At 58.3% G+C, this 19,115-nt stretch carries 17 protein-coding genes; 11 read left to right on the top strand and 6 right to left on the bottom strand.

Going from position 1 to position 19,115, the window contains the following annotated elements; translation table 11 throughout:
* Window positions 1–85: 85 nt before the first annotated feature.
* Entirely contained in the window at window positions 86–2,077 is a 1,992-nt protein-coding gene (locus tag IG627_RS16430; protein WP_193193619.1) for a DNA topoisomerase III, read from the bottom strand.
* A gap of 250 nt (window positions 2,078–2,327) precedes the next feature.
* A complete protein-coding gene (locus IG627_RS16425) occupies window positions 2,328–2,960 on the bottom strand; it encodes a malonic semialdehyde reductase (RefSeq protein ID WP_193193617.1) in 633 nt (210 codons plus the stop codon).
* Between the two features lie 151 nt (window positions 2,961–3,111).
* Between IG627_RS16425 and IG627_RS16420 the strand changes: the two genes are divergently transcribed.
* Window positions 3,112–3,372 (top strand): DUF3081 family protein, encoded by a 261-nt coding sequence (locus IG627_RS16420; protein WP_193193615.1) that lies wholly within the window; start codon window positions 3,112–3,114, stop codon window positions 3,370–3,372.
* 92 nt (window positions 3,373–3,464) lie between these two features.
* Here the strand turns inward: IG627_RS16420 and miaE are convergent, their stop codons facing one another.
* On the bottom strand, window positions 3,465–4,091 hold the full coding sequence (miaE, locus tag IG627_RS16415; protein ID WP_193193613.1) for a tRNA-(ms[2]io[6]A)-hydroxylase: 627 nt from the start codon (window positions 4,089–4,091) through the stop codon (window positions 3,465–3,467).
* A gap of 61 nt (window positions 4,092–4,152) precedes the next feature.
* On the bottom strand, window positions 4,153–4,890 hold the full coding sequence (locus IG627_RS16410) for an iron-containing redox enzyme family protein (protein ID WP_193193610.1): 738 nt from the start codon (window positions 4,888–4,890) through the stop codon (window positions 4,153–4,155).
* A gap of 163 nt (window positions 4,891–5,053) precedes the next feature.
* On the opposite strand from IG627_RS16410, the gene IG627_RS16405 reads away from it, so the two are divergent.
* Window positions 5,054–5,974, top strand: coding sequence for a hypothetical protein (locus tag IG627_RS16405; protein ID WP_193193608.1), 921 nt, complete (start codon window positions 5,054–5,056; stop codon window positions 5,972–5,974).
* Window positions 5,975–6,100: 126 nt separating this feature from the next.
* On the opposite strand, the gene IG627_RS16400 is transcribed toward IG627_RS16405, so the two are convergent.
* Window positions 6,101–6,556, bottom strand: coding sequence for a DUF1289 domain-containing protein (locus IG627_RS16400; protein ID WP_193193606.1), 456 nt, complete (start codon window positions 6,554–6,556; stop codon window positions 6,101–6,103).
* Between the two features lie 301 nt (window positions 6,557–6,857).
* On the opposite strand from IG627_RS16400, the gene acnB reads away from it, so the two are divergent.
* Window positions 6,858–9,473 (top strand): bifunctional aconitate hydratase 2/2-methylisocitrate dehydratase, encoded by a 2,616-nt coding sequence (gene acnB, locus IG627_RS16395; RefSeq protein ID WP_193193604.1) that lies wholly within the window; start codon window positions 6,858–6,860, stop codon window positions 9,471–9,473.
* Between the two features lie 282 nt (window positions 9,474–9,755).
* Window positions 9,756–10,322, top strand: coding sequence for a hypothetical protein (locus IG627_RS16390; protein ID WP_226865298.1), 567 nt, complete (start codon window positions 9,756–9,758; stop codon window positions 10,320–10,322).
* A 163-nt stretch (window positions 10,323–10,485) separates the two neighbouring features.
* On the opposite strand, the gene IG627_RS16385 is transcribed toward IG627_RS16390, so the two are convergent.
* On the bottom strand, window positions 10,486–11,061 hold the full coding sequence (locus tag IG627_RS16385; RefSeq protein ID WP_193193601.1) for a GIY-YIG nuclease family protein: 576 nt from the start codon (window positions 11,059–11,061) through the stop codon (window positions 10,486–10,488).
* A 319-nt stretch (window positions 11,062–11,380) separates the two neighbouring features.
* Between IG627_RS16385 and IG627_RS16380 the strand changes: the two genes are divergently transcribed.
* The 7 genes from IG627_RS16380 (at window position 11,381) to IG627_RS16350 (ending at window position 18,974) form a co-directional block, all read left to right on the top strand.
* Window positions 11,381–12,460, top strand: coding sequence for a linear amide C-N hydrolase (locus IG627_RS16380; protein WP_193193599.1), 1,080 nt, complete (start codon window positions 11,381–11,383; stop codon window positions 12,458–12,460).
* Window positions 12,461–12,545: 85 nt separating this feature from the next.
* Complete coding sequence (locus IG627_RS16375; protein WP_193193597.1) at window positions 12,546–14,432, top strand: pyruvate kinase; 1,887 nt, start codon at window positions 12,546–12,548, stop codon at window positions 14,430–14,432.
* A 357-nt stretch (window positions 14,433–14,789) separates the two neighbouring features.
* A complete protein-coding gene (locus IG627_RS16370) occupies window positions 14,790–15,206 on the top strand; it encodes a hypothetical protein (RefSeq protein WP_193193595.1) in 417 nt (138 codons plus the stop codon).
* Between the two features lie 593 nt (window positions 15,207–15,799).
* A complete protein-coding gene (locus IG627_RS16365) occupies window positions 15,800–16,228 on the top strand; it encodes a hypothetical protein (protein WP_193193593.1) in 429 nt (142 codons plus the stop codon).
* Between the two features lie 611 nt (window positions 16,229–16,839).
* Window positions 16,840–17,223 carry a hypothetical protein gene (locus tag IG627_RS16360; RefSeq protein ID WP_193193591.1) on the top strand — a complete coding sequence of 128 codons (384 nt, stop codon included), beginning with the start codon at window positions 16,840–16,842 and terminating at the stop codon, window positions 17,221–17,223.
* 627 nt (window positions 17,224–17,850) lie between these two features.
* Window positions 17,851–18,375 carry a hypothetical protein gene (locus IG627_RS16355; protein WP_193193589.1) on the top strand — a complete coding sequence of 175 codons (525 nt, stop codon included), beginning with the start codon at window positions 17,851–17,853 and terminating at the stop codon, window positions 18,373–18,375.
* A gap of 134 nt (window positions 18,376–18,509) precedes the next feature.
* Window positions 18,510–18,974, top strand: a complete 465-nt coding sequence (locus IG627_RS16350; RefSeq protein ID WP_193193587.1) for a hypothetical protein — start codon at window positions 18,510–18,512, stop codon at window positions 18,972–18,974.
* Window positions 18,975–19,115: the final 141 nt, after the last annotated feature.

The raw sequence follows: 19,115 nt of genomic DNA, 5'->3' as shown, positions 1-19,115 counted from the left end.
CCGTGCGCACCGACAGGTCCGATTGGTGCGCAAGTGCCCTGTAGATCACTCAATAGTTACTGAGGGAACGCAGCATACCGCGCGGTTAAATCTCACCCACCTCGACCTTTGAGCGGCGCCCACTGGCCCGGCGACGAGTGCCAGTGCGGCTTTTGCTCGCACGCTTTCCGGCGGTCCTCTTCCTGCCCGACCTGAAGCCGGCGGATGAAGCCGGCACTTTGATACCGGCAAAGGCGCGGCTGTCCAGCGCACAGGCCTCGCCGACCAGTGACTGCAGTTGTCGCAGCAGCGGCTGCATAAAGCCTTCATAGCCCAGCTGCCGCTGGCTGATATCGTTCAGCTGGCGCTCCCACTGCGCAGTCATATCCGGCACCGAGGTACTTTCGGGCAGTGCGTGGATCAGGGCTTTGCCCAGGTCGGTGGCGTGGATGCTCTTGCCCTGGCGCCGTAAAAAACCGCGCTTGAACAGCAGTTCGATAATGCCCGCCCGCGTGGCTTCGGTACCGAGGCCGTCGGTGTCTTTCAGGATTTTTTTGAGCGATGCATCGCGCACGAAGCGATTGATCCCCGTCATCGCCGCCAGCAGGCTGGCGTCGCCGAAGGGCTTTGGTGGCTGGGTGTGCTTTTCGTCCACCTGCGGCTCACCACTCCACAACGCCCGCCCTTTCTCTACCTCGGGCAGCGGCGGGGACGCCTTCTCAGGGGAGACGGCGGGCACAGCCTGCTTCCAGCCTGGGACCAGCGTTCGGCGCTCCTTGGCGACAAAGTGGCCACCGGCGATGTCCAGTTCGATACGAATCTCGAGATATTCGTGGCGCGGGTAGAACTGCAGCAGATACTGCCGCGCAATCATCTGGTAGAGCTGTTGCTCGGCCCTGCCGAGGCGCTTCCAGGGGGCCTGCCTGGCCGTGGGAATAATCGCGTGGTGGGCATCCACCTTTGTATCGTTCCAGGCCTTGCTACGCAGCGACCAGTCGGCGCCCTCGTGCACCGATTGCAGCGGGTCGCAGCCAGCGGCGATGGCCCGGCCTACCTGTCGGCGCTCGGCGAAGTGGTCCGCCGGCAGGTAGCGGCAGTCGGAGCGCGGATAGGTGATCAGCTGGTGCTTCTCGTACAGCGCCTGGCAGGCATCCAGCACCTGCTTTGCACTCAGGCCAAAAGCCTTGGCCGCGTCGATCTGCAGTGCCGACAGATTATACGGCAGCGGCGGTGCCTGGGTTTTCTGCTGCTTCTGCACCCGGGTGACGGTGGCGACCTGCTGGCGGATGCGGCCGGCCACATTGGCCGCCAGCCTGGGATTGAGCACCCTGCCTTCCTCATCCTGATGCGGCGCGCAGGCTTCGCTGGGTTGCCAGAAGGCGTAAAAACAAACCGGCTGCGACGCGTTCATGTGAATGGCCGCACGCACTTCGTAATAGGGTCTGCTGACAAAGCGCTCTATTTCCTCGTCGCGGCGCACCACCAGGCCCAGTACTGGCGTCTGCACCCGCCCCACCGACAGGACCTGCTTCAGCCCGCCCTGCTGGCCCTTGACGGTGCAGGCGCGGGTCAGGTTGATGCCGTAAAGCCAGTCGGCGCGGCTGCGCGCCAGTGCCGATACCGACAGCGGCACGAATTCCCGATTGGAGCGCATCTGCTGCAGCGCCCGCTCCACCGCCCGCGGGTTCAGGTCGCTGACCAGCAGGCGCAGCATCGCCCGCCGCTTTGCCGCCGGCACCTTGAGGTAATCGACCACCTCGTCGACCAGTAACTGGCCCTCGCGATCCGGGTCGCCGGCATGCACCAGCTGATCGGCCTGCTTCACCAGTTTGCGCAGCAGCGCCAGCTGCTTGCGGCCGCCGCTTTTCGGCTGCAACTGCCATTGCTCTGGCACTATCGGCAATACGTCCAGGCGCCAGCGCTTGTACGACGGGCCATAGGCTTCAGGTTCCGCCTGTTCCAGCAGGTGCCCGATACACCAGCTCACCACATCGCCACTGGCGGCGCGGATACAGCCCTCCTCCTTGCGATGTGGCCTGGGTAGCGCCGCGGCAATGGCGCGCCCCAGGCTGGGCTTTTCGGCGATAAACAGGCGCATCGGAGAGTTACCGGGATTACTGTTCAGATATACAGTGTAACCCGACAGGTCCGGTTGGGCGAGAGATGGAGCTGATGTCTACATACCCTGCTGCAAAACAAGTCTTCATTGGCTCGTCATGCCGGCGCAGGCCGGCATCCAGTTCGGTGGCACCTGGATTCCGGCCTGCGCCGGAATGACGACAGTACTCTTTAGGGGCGAACCTTGCGTTCACCCGCAGGCGGTGAAGCGCGATCACAAGATTCTCTAATCAGAGAATCTTGCACACCTCGTCAAACGCAAAGCGGGGACCGCGCGGGTGCAGCATCTTCGGGTCGCCGTAACCGAGATTGCAGAGGAAATTCGACTTGATATGGCTATCCGGGCAGTGCTCCTGCTGGAAGGCCGGCGTGTTGCCCTGCTCGCTGAAGAACTCGTGATCCACCATTGCGTTGTCGAATCCGGACATGGGGCCGCAGTCCAGCCCCAGGGCGCGCGCGGCGAGGATAAAGTAACCGCCCTGCAGCGATCCGTTGCGGAAGGCGGTAGTGGCAGCCAGTTCGGAGTTGTCGACATACCAGTCCCGCGCCGGGGCGTGGGGGAAAAGCTTCGGCAGGTATTCAAAGAATTTCATATCGTGGGCGATGATCGCGGTGACCGGAGCGGACATGGTCTTGTCCACATTGCCCTCGTTCAGGGCCGGGCGCAGCCGCTCCTTGCCCTCCTTCGTTTTCACAAACACGATACGCAGCGGGCAGCAGTTGGCGCTGGTCGGCCCCATTTTTGTCAGGTCGTAAAGCCGCTGCAGAATTTCATCACTCACCGGCCTGTCGAGCCAGTGACTGTGGGTTCGCGCCTCGCTAAACAACTGTTTCAGCGCGGTATCGGATAGAAACTCGCCCATGACCATCTCCCTGCAGACATTGTCAGTAGCAGATTGACACTATAGTGTGCAGGCGGGCATTTTCGACATTGGCGTCTGCGGAAAAAACAGATACTGCCGTAGGGTGTGCCCTACGGCGAACGACATCAGTTGGAAACAGGGGATCGCCAGTATGGAACAAGAGCACAAAATAGACGTCAAGCAGGCGCTGCGCGTATTCGACAGGGCTACCAAGGAAGGCATCAAAGAAAAGGACGGCTGGCACTACCGCGGCCTGACCGTCAGTACGGATTTCGACGGCTACACAGTATTTATCAATTCAGCCAAGGTGCAGCTGACGGTCTTCTTTCACAACAAATACACGGTCGACTACCAGAACGCGCACGACCTGCAGGAGTTTGTCGATCTCTTGGCGAAACTGGATCGGGATTGATCACGATTTGAGTAGGATGGGCAAAGGAGCGCAGCGACCTGCCCATCGTTCAGGGATACGATGGGCACGCTGCACTTTGCCCATCCTACGCCTCACCTGGAAGCTGTGCCCGGCACACCGCTGTGAAAACGGAACTCGCCATCATCCCCCTCGACCAGTCCCCGCTCCACTTCCAGCAGTTGCCGCACCCGCGGCGCTATGTCCTCTACAGTCGCCTTCTGCGCCAGGGTCAGGTAGTCGCGAAAGTGACGCGCCTCCGATTTCAGCAGTGACAGGTAGAATTTCTGCAGCTCCTCGTCCAGGTGCGGCGCTATACGCGCGAAACGCTCGCAGGAGCGGGCCTCGATAATGGCGCCGCAGATCAATGTATCCACCAGGCGCGCCGGCTCGTTGGGGCGCACCTGTTCCCGCAGCCCCGCCGCGTAGCGCGAGGCGCTGATATGCGGGTAGTCGATGCCGCGCTTGTGCATGATCGCCAGCACCTGCTCGAAATGCCGCAGTTCCTCCCGCGCCAGCCGCGACATCTTGTTCAGCAGCTCGAAATTGTCCAGGTAGCGGAACATCAGGTTCAGCGCCGTACCCGCGGCCTTCTTCTCGCAGTTGGCGTGATCCACCAGCATCAGCTCTGGCTCGGCCAACGCCGCCCCCACCCAGGCATCCGGAGTCGGGCACAGCAGGAATTCGTGGATGGCGGAAAGGTCGGGCACTTGGGCGTTCATACTGCTCAGGGATCTGCGGTTGGGGAAAGCGCGGGATTATAGCCGCCCGGGGCGCGAATGTTCAGTGCCCCGGCTGCGCCGCTTTCACCAGGCCGCAGTGCTCCGCCACCTGGTCGCGGTACTTGAGCCAGGCGTGCAGCACCAACCCCATCCAGTGCAGCACCTGCGGGCGCGCCGACTCATCCACATAATCCAGCATCAGGTGCCAGGCGGCCTTGCGGTGCCCCCCCTCCACCTGGTGGTGCACGCGGCTCAGGGCCAGGTTTTTCACCGGCAGGCCGTAGTGCTTTACCAGCGGGTGTTCCGAGGGTGCGAACTGCGGCCGCCGCGGCTGCCCCGGCTCCAGTTCGCCGCGCTCGTATTCGGTCCCCTCGAGAAAAAGGGTCGTGACCGCTGCGGCCACCTCCCAGCCGTGGCCGCTGGTGGCATCGTCCAGCAGCACGCGGTATGCCTTTGCCGCCGGCAGCAACTCCACATGCCTGAAGCGATCGAGGTTCATCCCCAGCCCGCGCGGATATTCGAGGAACAGCTCCGCGTGCGGCACACCGCCACTCAGGCCACCGGTCTCCTCCTCGTAGATATTCTCCGCCAGCTCCCTCCGCACCGCGGCGACCGGGCACTGGATATAGGCGCGCCCGATCATCACCGGGAAGTCGCGCACATAGGTGCCGTACTCCTGCTCCAGGTGAATGTGCAGCAGCTCTTTCGGCACCTGGCCCCGGGTAAACGCCGACCAGGCCCAGTGCACCTTGCGCTCCATCACCCGCAGCAGTCCCTCTTTGAATTCACAGCGATTCATACCAGGCAATGGTAGGAAGGTCAGCGGCCGCACAGTAGCTCCCCCCGCTACTGATCGACATTCAGAGCGTGGCAGTGAGGTGGTGGATTGAACTCTCAGAATTGATAACGGCTTATTAAGTGGATTAATATTTGCCAATCTACTGCGCAGAAAGCACTCCTCTATGGCAAATCACCGGAAATTGGCGGCGGCCATACCGCCGCTGCTGGAGCGACTGCATGCCGGCGCGGCGACCCTGCGCCAGTCCCTGGAGCGATTGCAGGATTCCCCCAGGCACTGGCAGCACTACCTGCTGCAGCCGCCCTTCGCCCGCGATGCGGCCGAGCGCCTGGAGTGCGATTTCGAGCACCCCTTCGCACTCGCCGGCGCCCTGTTTGCGCAGCTGGACTACTGCGACCCGCTCGACGCCGCCGGCGACGCCCGCGCCACCCTGCAGATTCCCGGCCTGCTGGCGGTACCCGCCGCCAGCATCGCGCTGGCGCAACAGCTGAACACGCACAAGGTGGCCTTCGCCAAAGCGGTGGCCGACTACAAAGCCGCCCTGAGCGAGCGCCCTGCCCCCGAGCGGGATCGCAACCTGCGCGATCTGCTCGCCGATGCCGGTCACCCGCGCGCGCACCTGCGCCAGTGCTATCGCCAGGTGTTGCTGTGCCCCGAGCCGCCGGACGCGATAGCGCTGTCCTGGATCAAGGCGCGCAAGTCGATCCGCAAGGTGACGGTCCAGTGGTGTGAGAAGAAGCTGGTGCAACTGGATCCGCAGGGAGCGGATCCGGGTATCCAGTACCAACTGCAGCTGCTGGCCGGCCTGCACAGGAGCCAGTACGAAGATCTGCGCCAGGTGCAGGTGCAGAGCCGCCCCAACCTGCAGGTGGCGGAGATATTCCGCACCCGGGATGGTGAGACCTATCGACAGGTGGGCTACTCGGCCACGCCGGTGCTGGTAGTGACGGACTACGGCGGCCGGCTGCCGGATTTCACCAGAGTCGATCACCAGCCGAGTCAGGGCCGGCGGCGACAGCGGCGGGACCTGGCGCTGTCCAGTGAGGCATTCCTGCCGGCCCTGCGCGTCTATTTAAGGGAATAAATCGCCGGACACCCGGGAGACCGACACTCGATCAACCGGTGATGCTTTGCTGTGAACGCCAGGGGGATATCACTGATCCCACAGTTGGCAGAAGGTTTTCACCACAAACCGGGTTGAGTGGATCCATCAGGCCGGCTGCAGGCCCGGGGCCACGAAGCGCTGGTAGTAGGCCACCGACAGCGCGTAGAAGTCCTCGTCGATGCGCCGGCGCAATTCCACCAGGGCAACACCGCGTGCCTGGGGCGTGGGTTGCAGCCCGTATTCCGCCGGGTTGGCGATCTGGCTGGCGCCGGCGCGCAGCAATTCGAACACCCAGCAGTAGGGATTCTGCTCCTCGTTGAAACGGATCTGCTGGTGGCGCAGCTGTGCCAGCAGCAGCTTCTGGTCCACTATCTCCAACTGGCTGCGCACCGCATTGACCAGGTAACCCTCGCGGCGCTCGGCGATAATGCGCCGCTGCTCCTCGGTGTAGGCATTCCAGTCGATCACCTCGTGGGCGAAGCGCTTGCAGCCGCGGCAGACATCGTCGCCGATACCGGTGGAGCAGACACCGATGCAGGGAGTGCGGACTTTCTTGTACATCAATTAACCAAACAGTCTGTGGCGATTGAAACCGGCCTGAAAAATCTGCCGCGTAGACTATTTTGTTTGGATTCTGAAAGGAAGTTCGCAGTCCACGAATTGACCAAAATTCACCAAACAAATAATGGTAATTCGCGTAAGTTATTGATTTTTCAATAAACTTAACAGCATTAAGGCTTTACTGTAGAATTCGCCACCCGCCTCCAGCGGCACGAATGCAACCAATCCCGGCACTAGACAAAAACGATCGGGAGTTCCATCCGCTGTTGGTGCCACCCCACACACCAAGAGGGACATATCCGTGCTTGAAGCCTATCGCAAACACGTCGCCGAACGCGCCGAACAGGGTATTCCGCCCAAGCCACTAGATGCCGAACAAGTGGCCGGTCTGGTAGAACTGCTGAAGAATCCCCCCGCCGGCGAGGAACAGGAACTGGTTGAGCTGCTCACCCACCGCGTACCGCCGGGTGTGGACGAGGCCGCCTACGTCAAGGCCGGCTTCCTGTCCGCCATCGTCAAGGGCGAAGCAGAGTCCCCGCTGATCGATCGCGAGCATGCCACCAAACTGCTGGGCCGGATGCTGGGCGGCTACAACATCGCCACCCTGGTCGAACTGCTCGATGACAAGGACCTGGGCGAACTGGCTGCAGAACAGCTGAAAGGCACTCTGCTGATGTTTGACGCCTTCCACGACGTGGAAGAGAAGGCCAAGGCCGGCAATGCCCACGCCAAGGCGGTGATCCAGTCCTGGGCCGACGCCGAGTGGTTCACCAAGCGCGACAAGGTGCCGGAAAGCATCAAGGTTGCCGTGTTCAAGGTGACCGGCGAAACCAACACCGACGACCTGTCCCCCGCCCCGGACGCCTGGTCCCGCCCGGATATCCCCCTGCACGCGCTGGCCATGTACAAGATGACCCGCGACGGCCTCACGCCGGAAGAGCACGGCGTCAAGGGCCCGCTGAAGCAGATCGAGGAAGTGAAGGCCAAGGGCCTGCCGGTCGCCTTCGTCGGCGACGTGGTCGGCACCGGCTCCTCGCGCAAGTCCGCCACCAACTCCGTACTCTGGTACTTCGGTGAGGACCTGCCGGGCGTGCCCAACAAGAAAGGCGGCGGCATCTGCATCGGCGGCAAGGTGGCCCCGATTTTCTACAACACCATGGAAGACGCCGGCGCACTGGTATTCGAAGCGCCGGTGGACGAGCTGGAAATGGGCGACATCATCGAGGTGCGCCCCTACGACGGCAAGATCCTGGCCGAGGACGGCAAGGTGCTGTCCGAGTTCGAACTGAAATCCCAGGTACTGCTGGACGAAGTGCAGGCCGGCGGCCGCATCAACCTGATCATCGGCCGCGGCCTCACCGGCAAGGCCCGTGAATCCCTCGGCCTGGAAGCATCGGACCTCTTCCGCAAGCCGGAGCAGCCGACCGACACCGGCAAGGGCTACACCCTGGCACAGAAGATGGTCGGTGTGGCCTGCGGCGTCGACGGTATTCGCCCCGGTACCTACTGCGAGCCGAAGATGACCACCGTCGGCTCCCAGGACACCACTGGCCCTATGACCCGCGACGAACTGAAAGACCTGGCCTGCCTGGGCTTCTCCGCGGACCTCACCATGCAGTCCTTCTGTCACACCGCGGCCTACCCGAAGCCTGTGGACATCGACACCCAGCACACACTGCCCGACTTCATCATGAACCGCGGCGGCGTATCCCTGCGCCCGGGTGACGGCATCATCCACAGCTGGCTGAACCGCATGCTGCTGCCCGACACTGTGGGTACCGGCGGCGACTCCCACACCCGCTTCCCGATGGGCATCTCCTTCCCGGCGGGCTCCGGCCTGGTGGCCTTTGCCGCTGCCACCGGCGTAATGCCGCTGGATATGCCGGAGTCGGTACTGGTGCGCTTCAAGGGCGAGATGCAGCCCGGTATCACCCTGCGCGACCTGGTCCACGCCATCCCCTACTACGCGATCCAGCAGGGTCTGCTGACCGTGGAAAAGAAGGGCAAGAAGAACATCTTCTCCGGCCGCATCCTCGAAATCGAGGGCCTGGACAAGCTGACCGTCGAGCAGGCGTTCGAGCTGTCCGACGCCTCCGCCGAGCGCTCCGCCGCCGGCTGTACCATCAAGCTGCCGGAAGAGGCCATCGCCGAATATCTGCGTTCCAATATCACCCTGCTGCGCTGGATGATCGCGGAAGGTTACGGCTCCAAGCGCACCCTGGAGCGCCGCGCGCGCGCCATGGAAGCCTGGCTGGAAAATCCGGAACTGATGGAAGCCGACAAGGACGCCGAGTACTCCGCGGTGATCGAGATCGATCTGGCGGAAGTGAAGGAGCCGATCGTCTGCTGCCCGAACGACCCGGACGACGCCAGACTGCTGTCCGAAGTAGCCGGCGACAAGGTGGACGAGGTATTCCTCGGTTCCTGCATGACCAACATCGGTCACTTCCGCGCCGCGGGCAAGCTGCTGTCCCAGCACAAGGGCGGTATCTCCACCCGCATGTGGATTGCGCCTCCCACCAAGATGGACGAGCACCAGCTGATGGAAGAAGGCTACTACAACATCTACGGCGCAGCCGGTGCCCGCACCGAGATGCCCGGATGCTCCCTGTGCATGGGCAACCAGGCGCGCGTGGCCCCGAACAGCACCGTGCTGTCCACCTCCACCCGCAACTTCCCCAACCGCCTGGGCGACGGTGCCAATGTCTACCTGACCTCTGCGGAACTGGCCTCCGTGGGCGCCATCCTCGGCAAACTGCCCACCCCGGCCGAGTACCAGGAATATGCGCAGAACCTCAACTCCATGTCTGCGGAAATCTACCGCTACATGAACTTCGACCAGATTGAGGAATTCCAGAAATCTGCCGAAGAGGGCAAGCGCATTGCCGCTACTGAGATTCAGGATGTCGCTGTTTAAGCCGACAGACTGATCTGACATCGATTGAGCCCCGCGACCGCGGGGCTTTTTTATATCTTTCCTCTCCCAGATGCGGCAGCTTAATCCGCAAGCCGCGCATCGAGCCAGAATCGCCCATGCAGCTACCGTTTCGGGAAGGCACCTAAACGGTCACTGCGGTGGCTTATTCTGCCGAATTAAAAAAAGTCGGTTCAGGCTTCCCGTGCAACTGCGCCTGCTGTATTCCACTGCCATATTTAGCTCCGGTGCTTTATCATCGAAAATCACACGGAGGTATCGATCATGAAAGCGGGATATTTACACTTGGCCACCGCTATTGCCATAGTGGCACTGGTAGGCCTGTTCGCCACAGGGTCGGTAACGGCCAAGCCACCTTTCCTGCAACAGCCGCTGCCGGTGAGCGAGGGTACGCCGATTCAACTGAGCTTTAGAGGGGTATTCCTGGATGGAAATCCGTTTCTAACGGAAGCCGCCGGCTTTACTCCCCGCTTGTTCACCGTTCCGGGAAGGAAAAGCCTGCTGATCAAGTATGTCAATTGCACAGCAACCCGGCAGGCAAACGAAACACACCAATTTGTAATCAGCCTCCGAGCAGATCACCTGTTTGAAGGTGCCGACCAGCCTCTGCCCGACTCTGTGGTCTCACTGGTGCCCACCGCGATCTTCGAGGGTCAGTTTTCCGATCGCGCCGTCGTCTCGGCACCGGTTCACGCCTACGTCAATATTCCATCGCCGGCCGCCGGCGCCCCGGCGATCGACGACCTATTGACGCTGACTGCATCTCGAAACGGGACCACCGGCATCGGCGAGGTCTTCTGTAGTGTTTCCGGCGTACTCTTCCCGAAATAGAATCTGCGCCCGCAGCCACCGAACTTGGCAGCGCCGCATTCCAGGCGGCGGGTATTCTCAACTCGAAGAGCCCCACCCTTACCGGCGGGCTTTTTGTATTGGATAGCTAGCGTCTCCCGGCGACGGCGGCGACACAGGAAGCGTTACGGCCGCCGGCTGAATATCAACGCTTTCTCAGGGTTGAACCGCGGGCATCCAGGCCCGCCAGAATGGCCTTCATTTCGGCGGCCTCTTCCGCCGCCCGCTTTGCCTTGGCAGCTGCGATGGCCGCCTTTTCAGCCTCAATGGCTTCCTTGATCTTGCGCTCTTTGACGGCACTGCCGGTGCGACCGTTCGACAGCTTCTCCCTGACTGGCTTGCTGGCAACGGGCGATTCCCCCCCCAAGGAGGCCTTCCTGGCCGAAGCGGCCGCCGATCTGGACTTTGGCTTGGGCGCCAGGGCCGCCTTGGTAGTGCCAGGCCGGACGGTTTTGATACCCGCGAGACTCTTGCCGTCATGGGCCTCGAGCGCTTCCTCAAACAGCATCTTCAGCTCAGCCGGGTCTTCGGCAGCTGCAAACAGGTTCACCGAGAAGGCGTCTGGACCAAATGTCTTCAGCTCCTTATAAAACGGATGGGCAATGCCGAGTCCAAGCGCGTCCTGGAACTGCTTGAATCTGGCTTCCGGCGACACGCCCTCGCGCGCGGTGCCAACCCAGACATCATCCGTAGCCTCATTGACAAGGGTAAATACGATCATAGAACCTTAAACAACTCATTGGAGATCAACACTGGACCACCTGTTCAGAACACTCTGAAAGGCTAAAAGGGCGCGCATTCTAATGAGTTAAAAATAAAAGTGCAGTCTTGACTTGGGTGAATACAAATAGATTTCCCTGAACTAATCCACCCCGGCGCTGCGCGTATTCGCCGCCTCCCCTCCCCCTCATCCAGATAGCGCCGAAGCGGACTCCCGCACAGACCAGTTTGGCCTGAACCCAAACTGCTAGTCTTAATGGCGTCAGGCCCCAATGGCTTGTCACCGGGGCTGGCCCCAGCAACTTACAGGAGTCCATCGAATGGAACATCGCCACCAGGGCCGGGCAGCGGGTCGGGCGAGAAGCCGCCGTGCCGCAGCCGGCATAGCCGTGTTGGCCAGCGCCATTGCTTTACAGGCGGATGCCTGTACCCGGGTGCTCTATGAGACGGGCACCGGGAACTATATGACCGGCCGCAATATGGACTGGAGTGATATGAAGGCGCAGATGGACCTGTGGGTCTTTCCCCGCGGGATGCAACGCAACGGCGGTGTCGGCAAGGGCTCCGCTACCTGGACCTCGAAATACGGCTCGGTGATTATCAGTGTCTACGACAGCCTGACGTCCGACGGCGTCAACGAGGCGGGACTGGCCGGTAATATGCTCTACCTGGCGGAGTCGGACTATGGCGGCGCCAAGAAGCGCGGCAAACCACTGATCTCCGTCGGCGCCTGGCTGCAGTATATGCTCGACAACTACGGCTCTGTTGCCGAAGCCGTAGCGGCCATGGGCTCGGACCCGCTGACCGTTGTCCCCGCCAAGGCGCCGAACGGCGCCCCCGCCCTGGTGCACCTCTCCCTGTCAGACCCCAGCGGCGATTCGGCCATTCTCGAGTTTATCGACGGCAAGCTGAATATCCATCACGGCCGGCAATACCAGGTGATGGCCAACTCACCCGTGTACGATCAGCAGATGGCAATCAATAGCTACTGGGACCTGATCGGCGGCGAGAACTTCCTGCCCGGCACCATCTCCGCGCCCGACCGCTATGTGCGCGCCAGCTACGCCCTGAAAACCAGCCCGAAATTCAAGGATAGGCGCGCGGCGGTCGCCTCCATTTTTTCCCAGATGCGCGGGGTCAGCACGCCGCTCGGCATGAGCGACCCGGACAAGCCCAATATCGCCCCAACCCTGTGGCGCTCGGTCACCGACCACGAATCCAAGCGCTACTACTTCGACTCTGTGATCAATCCGGCCGTCCTGTGGGTAGACCTGGACAAGCTCGAACTCAGCCCGAATGGGAAGGTATTGACCCTCAGGCTCAATGCGCCGGACGACGCGGGCGGAGAAGTTTCCGGGAAACTGACATCCGCCGAGCCGTTCAAATTTATCGCGCCTTGAGAAAAGAGCTCACACTCGCCAGCTGCCGCTTCGAGAACGCGAGCAATTCACCGGCGAAGATGTGTGACCTGTCGAGAGAGTACACTTGAGCGGGAGTAATTCGGACAGCCGCATTCACCGGAATCACCGCGACGTCGAAGACCTGTTGCGGGAAGTATCGGCGATACGCGCAGATATGATTTCCGGCCCGGCCACACTGCAACAGCTGCTGCAGCGGACGCACCCCAACTACCGCGACAGCGCCCGCAACCTCCTACATTACCTGGCCCTACGCCGCCACGACCTGCGCCCGCTGCAATTCCGCCTGGCCTCCCTGGGGCTGTCCTCGCTCGGCCGGGCGGAATCGCATGTCCTGGCCACAGTGGACGCCGTTTTGGAGGCACTGCACCACCTGGCCGGACGAGCCTGGCGGCCGCCGGCTCCGGAACAGCAGCGCGTCGATTTCGCCACCGGCCAACGACTGCTGGCCGAGCACACCGAAGCCCTGCTCGGCCCGGCGACGCCCGGGCGCGACGTACGCATTATGGTCACCATGCCCACCGAGGCCGGGGAGGATTACACTCTGGTGCAAGCCCTGCTCAAGCGGGGCATGGACTGTATGCGTATCAACTGTGCCCACGACGATCCTGCCACCTGGCGGCATATGATCGAACACCTCAGGCGGGCCGAGCGGGCACTGGGTCGCTCCTGCCGGGTGGTGATGGACCTGGCCGGTCCCAAGCTGCGCACCGGCCCTATCGAGCCGGGTCCGGCGGTGGTGCGGATTCGCCCCCGTCGCGACCCATTGGGAAGAGTCACCGCCCCCGCGCGTGTCTGGCTGGCAGATCAGGGCAGCCGGCACCCTCCCCCATCACCGGCAGACGCCTGCTTGCCGCTACCGCCGGCATGGCTGAGCCGCCTTCGACCGGACGACAGAGTCACCCTCACTGACGCGCGCAACTCCAGACGGATCTTTACGGTTACCGCTGTCTCTGACCGCGGCTGCTGGGCGGAGGCAAACAAGACGACCTATGTCATTCCCGGCACCACCCTGCACCAGGAGCGCGCGGGGGAAGCCAGGATCGGCGACCTGCCCCCACACCGGAACGCCATATGCCTGCGGCAGGGAGATCGCCTGGTAATCACCCGCGGTATGGAGCCGGGCCGCGCCGCTGTGACCGACAGTGCCGGAAAGTTACTGACCCCGGCCAGGATCGGGTGCACCATTCCCGGAGTGTTCGACGATGTCCGCGCCGGCGACAATATCTGGTTCGACGACGGCAGGATCGGCGGTGTCGTCGAGAAAATAGAGATTGACCGGGCTCTCATTCACATCACTCACGCCCACCCGGGAGGAGCCAAACTGCGCGCCGACAAGGGCATCAACCTGCCGGACAGCCCGCTGCAACTGCCTGCCCTGACCGCCAGGGATCTGGAGGATCTCGCGTTCGTTGCCCGCCATGCCGATGTGGTGCAACTGTCCTTCGCCAACAGCGCCCGCGATGTGGAATTGCTGCAACAGCAGCTGGAGCAACTCGGCGGGCGGCAGCCGGCGGTAGTGCTGAAAATAGAGACAAGGCGTGGCTTCGAATCCCTGCCGGACATGCTGCTGACCGCCATGCGCGCGCCCCGCTGCGGCGTGATGATCGCGCGCGGCGACCTGGCGGTAGAGTGCGGTTTTGAGCGTCTGGCCGAAGTACAGGAAGAGATCCTGTGGATCTGCGAGGCCGCCCATGTCCCCGTAATCTGGGCCACCCAGGTACTGGAATCCCTTGCCAAGGTGGGAATACCGTCGCGCGCCGAGATCACCGACGCCGCCATGGGGCACAGGGCCGAGTGCGTCATGCTCAACAAGGGACCACATATAGTCAGCGCCGTGCAGGTGCTGGACGACATACTGCGGCGGATGCAGGCCCACCAGGCCAAGAAGCAATCGATGCTGAGGGAATTGCACCTGGCACATAGGCTGCCAACCGACCGAAGAAACGACTGAGAAACGAACCAGGAGCAGTAATGAAATCGACGTCAATTGCTACATAAACGTCAGCCAGATTGCGGATCCATGCGATCAAAAACCAATCAACTATTCCGTATTCAGAAGCCACTGGCTTCTGAACACGGAGAATGGGGCTGTAACTCATTGACTTTTAAAGGGTTCACCATATGATCTGAAGCCATTCCGGTATCCGAAATAACAAGCCACTGGCTCGTTTTCACTGTATAAGAAGTTGATGATATTTACCTATCTAATTGATTTAATTAAATTTTCTAGAACCAAGTCAACGAAGGTCGCGGTGAACAAGAGCCAAAATGATATAGAGCCAATGGCTTTTGAATAAACTGTTAAAGCATGAAAACTACAAAACAAATATTTAGTCTGCTGATATTGCTATTTTTACTTTCGATTAGCCTACAAGGGTTCTTCGGCTACATTCCGCAATGGGAGCGGCTTGTACGAGTTTGGGGGGAAGGCGGTAGCGGAATTTATGGTGCATTTGTTAAGGGCTGGGTAGGCGCCACGTTGTTCTTAAATCCTGGTTTCCACTTGGTAGCATTTGTTGCTTACCTTTTTATAAGGACAAAAGAAGATCCTGCGCTTGGTTATATTGCTGTCAGTCCAGTTGTATATTTTGTATACATAGCAATCGCGAATAATCTGTCATCTTTGTTCGTTCCTTGGCTTATTTTTCAGGTTGTAGTTGTGTACGCCCTTTTGCACCTTTGGAGGTATACTGCTGGCAACGGCTTTAACAAAGCCAGGCAGTGAAGCTCCGGGCCTTCGGCCCTCCGCGGGACAGCTTACCTTGTGCACATTTTGCGCGAGTCGCTGCGCTCCCATTTTCGCGCAAAATGCGCACAAGGTAAGCTGCCCCTGCTGGCGGCGTTATGCGAGAAAAGATTAATTGACTGAATTATGCTCATAGTCTGTGAACATTGTGGTCAAATCTGGGAGTTTAAAGATTCGGCTCTTCCAGAGATCCAGGCACTTTTTCGTGAGCATCCCGGAGAAAGGTTAGGAGCTGAGTTTATAAAATCCCTGAAAGAGGTTATTGATCTGCCAATGGTAACTACAAAATTACTAGCTGATCATGCAACAAGAATTGGCGGGCATTGTTTTTCATGTGATTCGGCTCTGGATTCAGACGATTCATTCGTTAAAAATTGCTCACTTTGTGGGGCGCTGAACCTTGACCTACGGCACGCATAACCAAGCCAGGCAGTACGCTCCGGGCCTTCGGCCCTCCGCGGGACGCCCTACTTTGTGCACTTTGTTGCGCGGGTCGCTGCGCTCCCATTTTCGCGCAACAAAGCGCACAAAGTAGGCCGCCCCTGCTGGCGGCGTTAAGCGTCTAGAGAGATATGAGTAAATCTATAGTAATACTAGGAGCTATAACGATATTTCTGATATTGGCATTTAGCGTTGTCAATATTCAGCAAGGTGGCAAAAATTACGCCCAGCTCAAAAATGAGGTTTCGGACTCTGCCAAAGCGGACGCTGAAAGTGAGCTTGCTAAAGGCCAATTTGATATTCTGGCTGAAGCTTATGGCTTCGGTGATGGCGGTAGAAAAGTTCCTGGCATAGGTTTCGAACAATATAGCAAGTGCCTCAGCAAATTCGCTTCTCTGAGAGTTTACTTGCGTTCAGGCGATGTCGCATGGGAAAAGAGCGAGATTGAACTCATTAAAGAGCTAACAGAATCACCAAAGTCCACACATACATATGCGGAATCGTTCAATCTCAGGAAATTTAAGTGGCTTATGGAGAGCGGCGCAGTCCGATGCGCTTAACCAAGCAATGCAGCCGACGTCTTACTTTGTGCACTTTTCGCACGGTCGCTGCGCTCCCATTTTCGTGCAAAAAGCACACAAAGTAAGCCGCGGCTGATTGCGGCGTTATGAGTCAACCGCATGAGTTGTGTAATCTGCAGAAGAAATGAAAACTCACCGATGGACTTTCCTCTTGAAATAGAGGAAGTCATCTTGAGTAATCCTTATGAAAACCAGGGTGTGTCCCTTCACAACTGTAAAGGTTGTGGGTCCAAGCACGTCGGGGTCACTGTACAAGCATACGATGACGTCTTGTCATACTGGGCTCCAGTTACAGATTCGGAAATTCAAGAAATAAGAGAAGGAAAAAACATATTCAATAGAGCTAAGGAGATAATCCAGAGTAAAGGTGGGCATATTTACGGCCACTTTGATGGATCTCATTACTACAAAACGGAGCACGCGGTGGTGTTATCAGGGCTAGCACCGTGGTAGAACTCATAACTAGGCCAGGCAGTACGCTCCGGCGCTACGCGCCTCCGCGGGACGGCCTACGCAATGCGCTTCGCGCAAAAAACGCTACGGCCGCCCCTGCTGGCGGCGTTAGCGCATGCAAAAACGGAAGTCCGGTAATGGCACATATAAATTTAGAAGTTTGCCGCCCACTACATGAAAAAGAGCGTGATCTTTTAGTTTGGCTTGCAAATAACTTAACTACGTCGGTGCCGGCTCCTCTAAAAGAAGTACCAAATTTAGAAGTTGCCTCTACATGCAAGTGCGGTTGCGCGAGTATTGATTTTTCTCTAGAAGGCAATCCAATTTCAGTCAAAAACGGGATGACCGTAATAGCTGATTATTTGTACAAATCGAAAAGCAATAGCCAAATGGGTTGCTTTCTGTTTATGGCTGATGGTCATTTGGCCGGAATAGAAGTATGGTCAGTCGACGGAGCTGAAACTCCCTCAGAGCTTCCAGATCCTAGCGAGCTATACAGTTATGAGCAAGCACCGCGCTAACAAAGTGCTGCAGCCGACGTCTTACTTTATGCACGTCTTGCGCGGTCGCTTCGCTCCCAGTTTCGCGCAAAATGCGCATAAAGTAAGCCGCCGCTGAGCACGGCGTTAGCAGTTCGAGTATACGATGAAGAAAAAATTGGTGTTGAGCTTTATATTAGGTTGTTGCTCCACGTTTTTACTCTTTCTCTTAATGTCTGAACTTTCGGGGGCGCAGGGGAAGGATGCATCTAGAGATATGAAATTCATCGTGCTGGATGATGGAGTCATTTGTGACTTCCCTTTAAGGCCAGAAAGAAACTTAATAGATGAAGAGTGCTCTTGCTGGTATTTAGGAAATGGCGAGGGATATAAGGGCTGGGGGAACGGATGCAATGCTCTTCATTTGAGTAGTGAAGACTTAGGTACACTGCCAAAGTGTGGTGCCAGATAAAACTGCTAACAAGCGCAAGCAGGATGCTCCGGGCCTTCGGCCCTCCGCGGGACGCCCAACGCTATGCACATTTTGTGCGGGTCGCTGTGCTCCCATTTTCGCACAAAATGTGCACAGCGTTGGTCGCCCCTGTTGCGGGCGTTATCTTCAAGACTTACCCACGTTTAGTAGACACCCTGTATAGTTAGGCAAATTTGATGAAATTCCTGGGGTTGTTGATTATTTTCTTGCCGCAAATCGCGAATGCACAGTGGCTTTATTCTGAAAAAGATGTCTTCACTGTCTGTAGTCAGCCAGATACTTCTTTCGACTGCGGCATGTATCCATTGGAGAAACATGGAGATAGAGTTTGGCCTGATGGACTTCTGTGGTTGTCACCTCCCAACTTAGTGGAAGTAAAAAATGATACTTCTCTGAAGAGCTGCTTGGGTGTTGGGGGGCTAAATCTGGCTGAAGAAGATCATGATGACATTGCACTGATAAAAGGAAGCACTTTCTTTCATCTCGGCGAGCAAAAGAATAGCCCAGGCTGGTACCTATTGAAGTTTGATGGATTTTTATGCGTTGGGAAACTTTCTGAAATTATCGATCAAATTCGCGTTGATGAATATAACCGAGCCAAACTTTGGGTAAGAGTAACGGTTCCGGACGTAAATGGTTCCAAATTTATGTGGCTAGATCCTTATGCCAACGGAATCGACATTAGCGTGCGAAGAAGATAACAAGCAGCGGCAGAGCGACAGCCAACGCTACGCACCTTTTGTGTTACTCGCTGGCGCTCAAACATTAACACAAAATGCGCCCCGCGCTGGCTGCGCCTGCGCTGGGCGTTAGGCATAATTTCAGAGATCACTCGATGAAAAATATAATTTTCTTGCTGTTCCTCCAGCTCATGGCTGTGAAAGCGTATTCATGTAGCTGTGCATTCGGAAGCGGTGAGTTAGAGGATCAAGTAAAGCAAGCTTTTGAAAATGCTAGTGCGGTAGTTCTAGCGAAAGTTGAGTCAATTGAGAAGCTTGAACCATACGAGTATCAGGTTGAAATTGGTTCATCGAAAAAGGAAACATCATACAATCGCCACAAAACGCACTTTTCAGAAATAAAATCATGGAAGGGTGAGCACGGAAAGCAATTTTATACGGATATCGTTGTGGCTTGCTGTATGTGTGGATTTCATTTCGAGGAAGGTAAGGAATATCTTCTGTATTTATATGGCCCAAATGAAGAGGGCTATTTTTCAACTAGCGTATGCAGTAGGACTACGCGTTTAACTGATGAAGCAAATCAGGAGATAGAGGTTCTAAATGACCTCCTGAAGTAGCCCTGCCTAACAAGCGACTGTGGTTCAAGCGCTAGCGAAAATATTTAGTGCGCCCACTCCCGGTCATCCCGTACCATGGCATTCAGAATCGTCAAAAACTTCCTCATTGCGGCCGTCAGCGCGACCTTTTTATGCTTCCCC

This window comes from Microbulbifer taiwanensis (assembly GCF_014904815.1).
Taxonomy (GTDB): domain Bacteria; phylum Pseudomonadota; class Gammaproteobacteria; order Pseudomonadales; family Cellvibrionaceae; genus Microbulbifer; species Microbulbifer taiwanensis.
Note: the sequence above shows the minus strand (reverse complement) of the source record. Positions and strands in the feature narration are given on the sequence as shown.

What these genes read in the sequence shown, in the direction of transcription:
- IG627_RS16430 (WP_193193619.1), bottom strand. Translation starts at nt 2,077, where the DNA reads ATGCGCCTGTTTATCGCCGAAAAGCCCAGCCTGGGGCGCGCCATTGCC.
- IG627_RS16425 (WP_193193617.1), bottom strand. Translation starts at nt 2,960, where the DNA reads ATGGGCGAGTTTCTATCCGATACCGCGCTGAAACAGTTGTTTAGCGAG.
- IG627_RS16420 (WP_193193615.1), top strand. Translation starts at nt 3,112, where the DNA reads ATGGAACAAGAGCACAAAATAGACGTCAAGCAGGCGCTGCGCGTATTC.
- miaE (WP_193193613.1), bottom strand. Translation starts at nt 4,091, where the DNA reads ATGAACGCCCAAGTGCCCGACCTTTCCGCCATCCACGAATTCCTGCTG.
- IG627_RS16410 (WP_193193610.1), bottom strand. Translation starts at nt 4,890, where the DNA reads ATGAATCGCTGTGAATTCAAAGAGGGACTGCTGCGGGTGATGGAGCGC.
- IG627_RS16405 (WP_193193608.1), top strand. Translation starts at nt 5,054, where the DNA reads ATGGCAAATCACCGGAAATTGGCGGCGGCCATACCGCCGCTGCTGGAG.
- IG627_RS16400 (WP_193193606.1), bottom strand. Translation starts at nt 6,556, where the DNA reads ATGTACAAGAAAGTCCGCACTCCCTGCATCGGTGTCTGCTCCACCGGT.
- IG627_RS16390 (WP_226865298.1), top strand. Translation starts at nt 9,756, where the DNA reads ATGAAAGCGGGATATTTACACTTGGCCACCGCTATTGCCATAGTGGCA.
- IG627_RS16385 (WP_193193601.1), bottom strand. Translation starts at nt 11,061, where the DNA reads ATGATCGTATTTACCCTTGTCAATGAGGCTACGGATGATGTCTGGGTT.
- IG627_RS16380 (WP_193193599.1), top strand. Translation starts at nt 11,381, where the DNA reads ATGGAACATCGCCACCAGGGCCGGGCAGCGGGTCGGGCGAGAAGCCGC.
- IG627_RS16370 (WP_193193595.1), top strand. Translation starts at nt 14,790, where the DNA reads ATGAAAACTACAAAACAAATATTTAGTCTGCTGATATTGCTATTTTTA.
- IG627_RS16365 (WP_193193593.1), top strand. Translation starts at nt 15,800, where the DNA reads ATGAGTAAATCTATAGTAATACTAGGAGCTATAACGATATTTCTGATA.
- IG627_RS16360 (WP_193193591.1), top strand. Translation starts at nt 16,840, where the DNA reads ATGGCACATATAAATTTAGAAGTTTGCCGCCCACTACATGAAAAAGAG.
- IG627_RS16355 (WP_193193589.1), top strand. Translation starts at nt 17,851, where the DNA reads ATGAAATTCCTGGGGTTGTTGATTATTTTCTTGCCGCAAATCGCGAAT.
- IG627_RS16350 (WP_193193587.1), top strand. Translation starts at nt 18,510, where the DNA reads ATGAAAAATATAATTTTCTTGCTGTTCCTCCAGCTCATGGCTGTGAAA.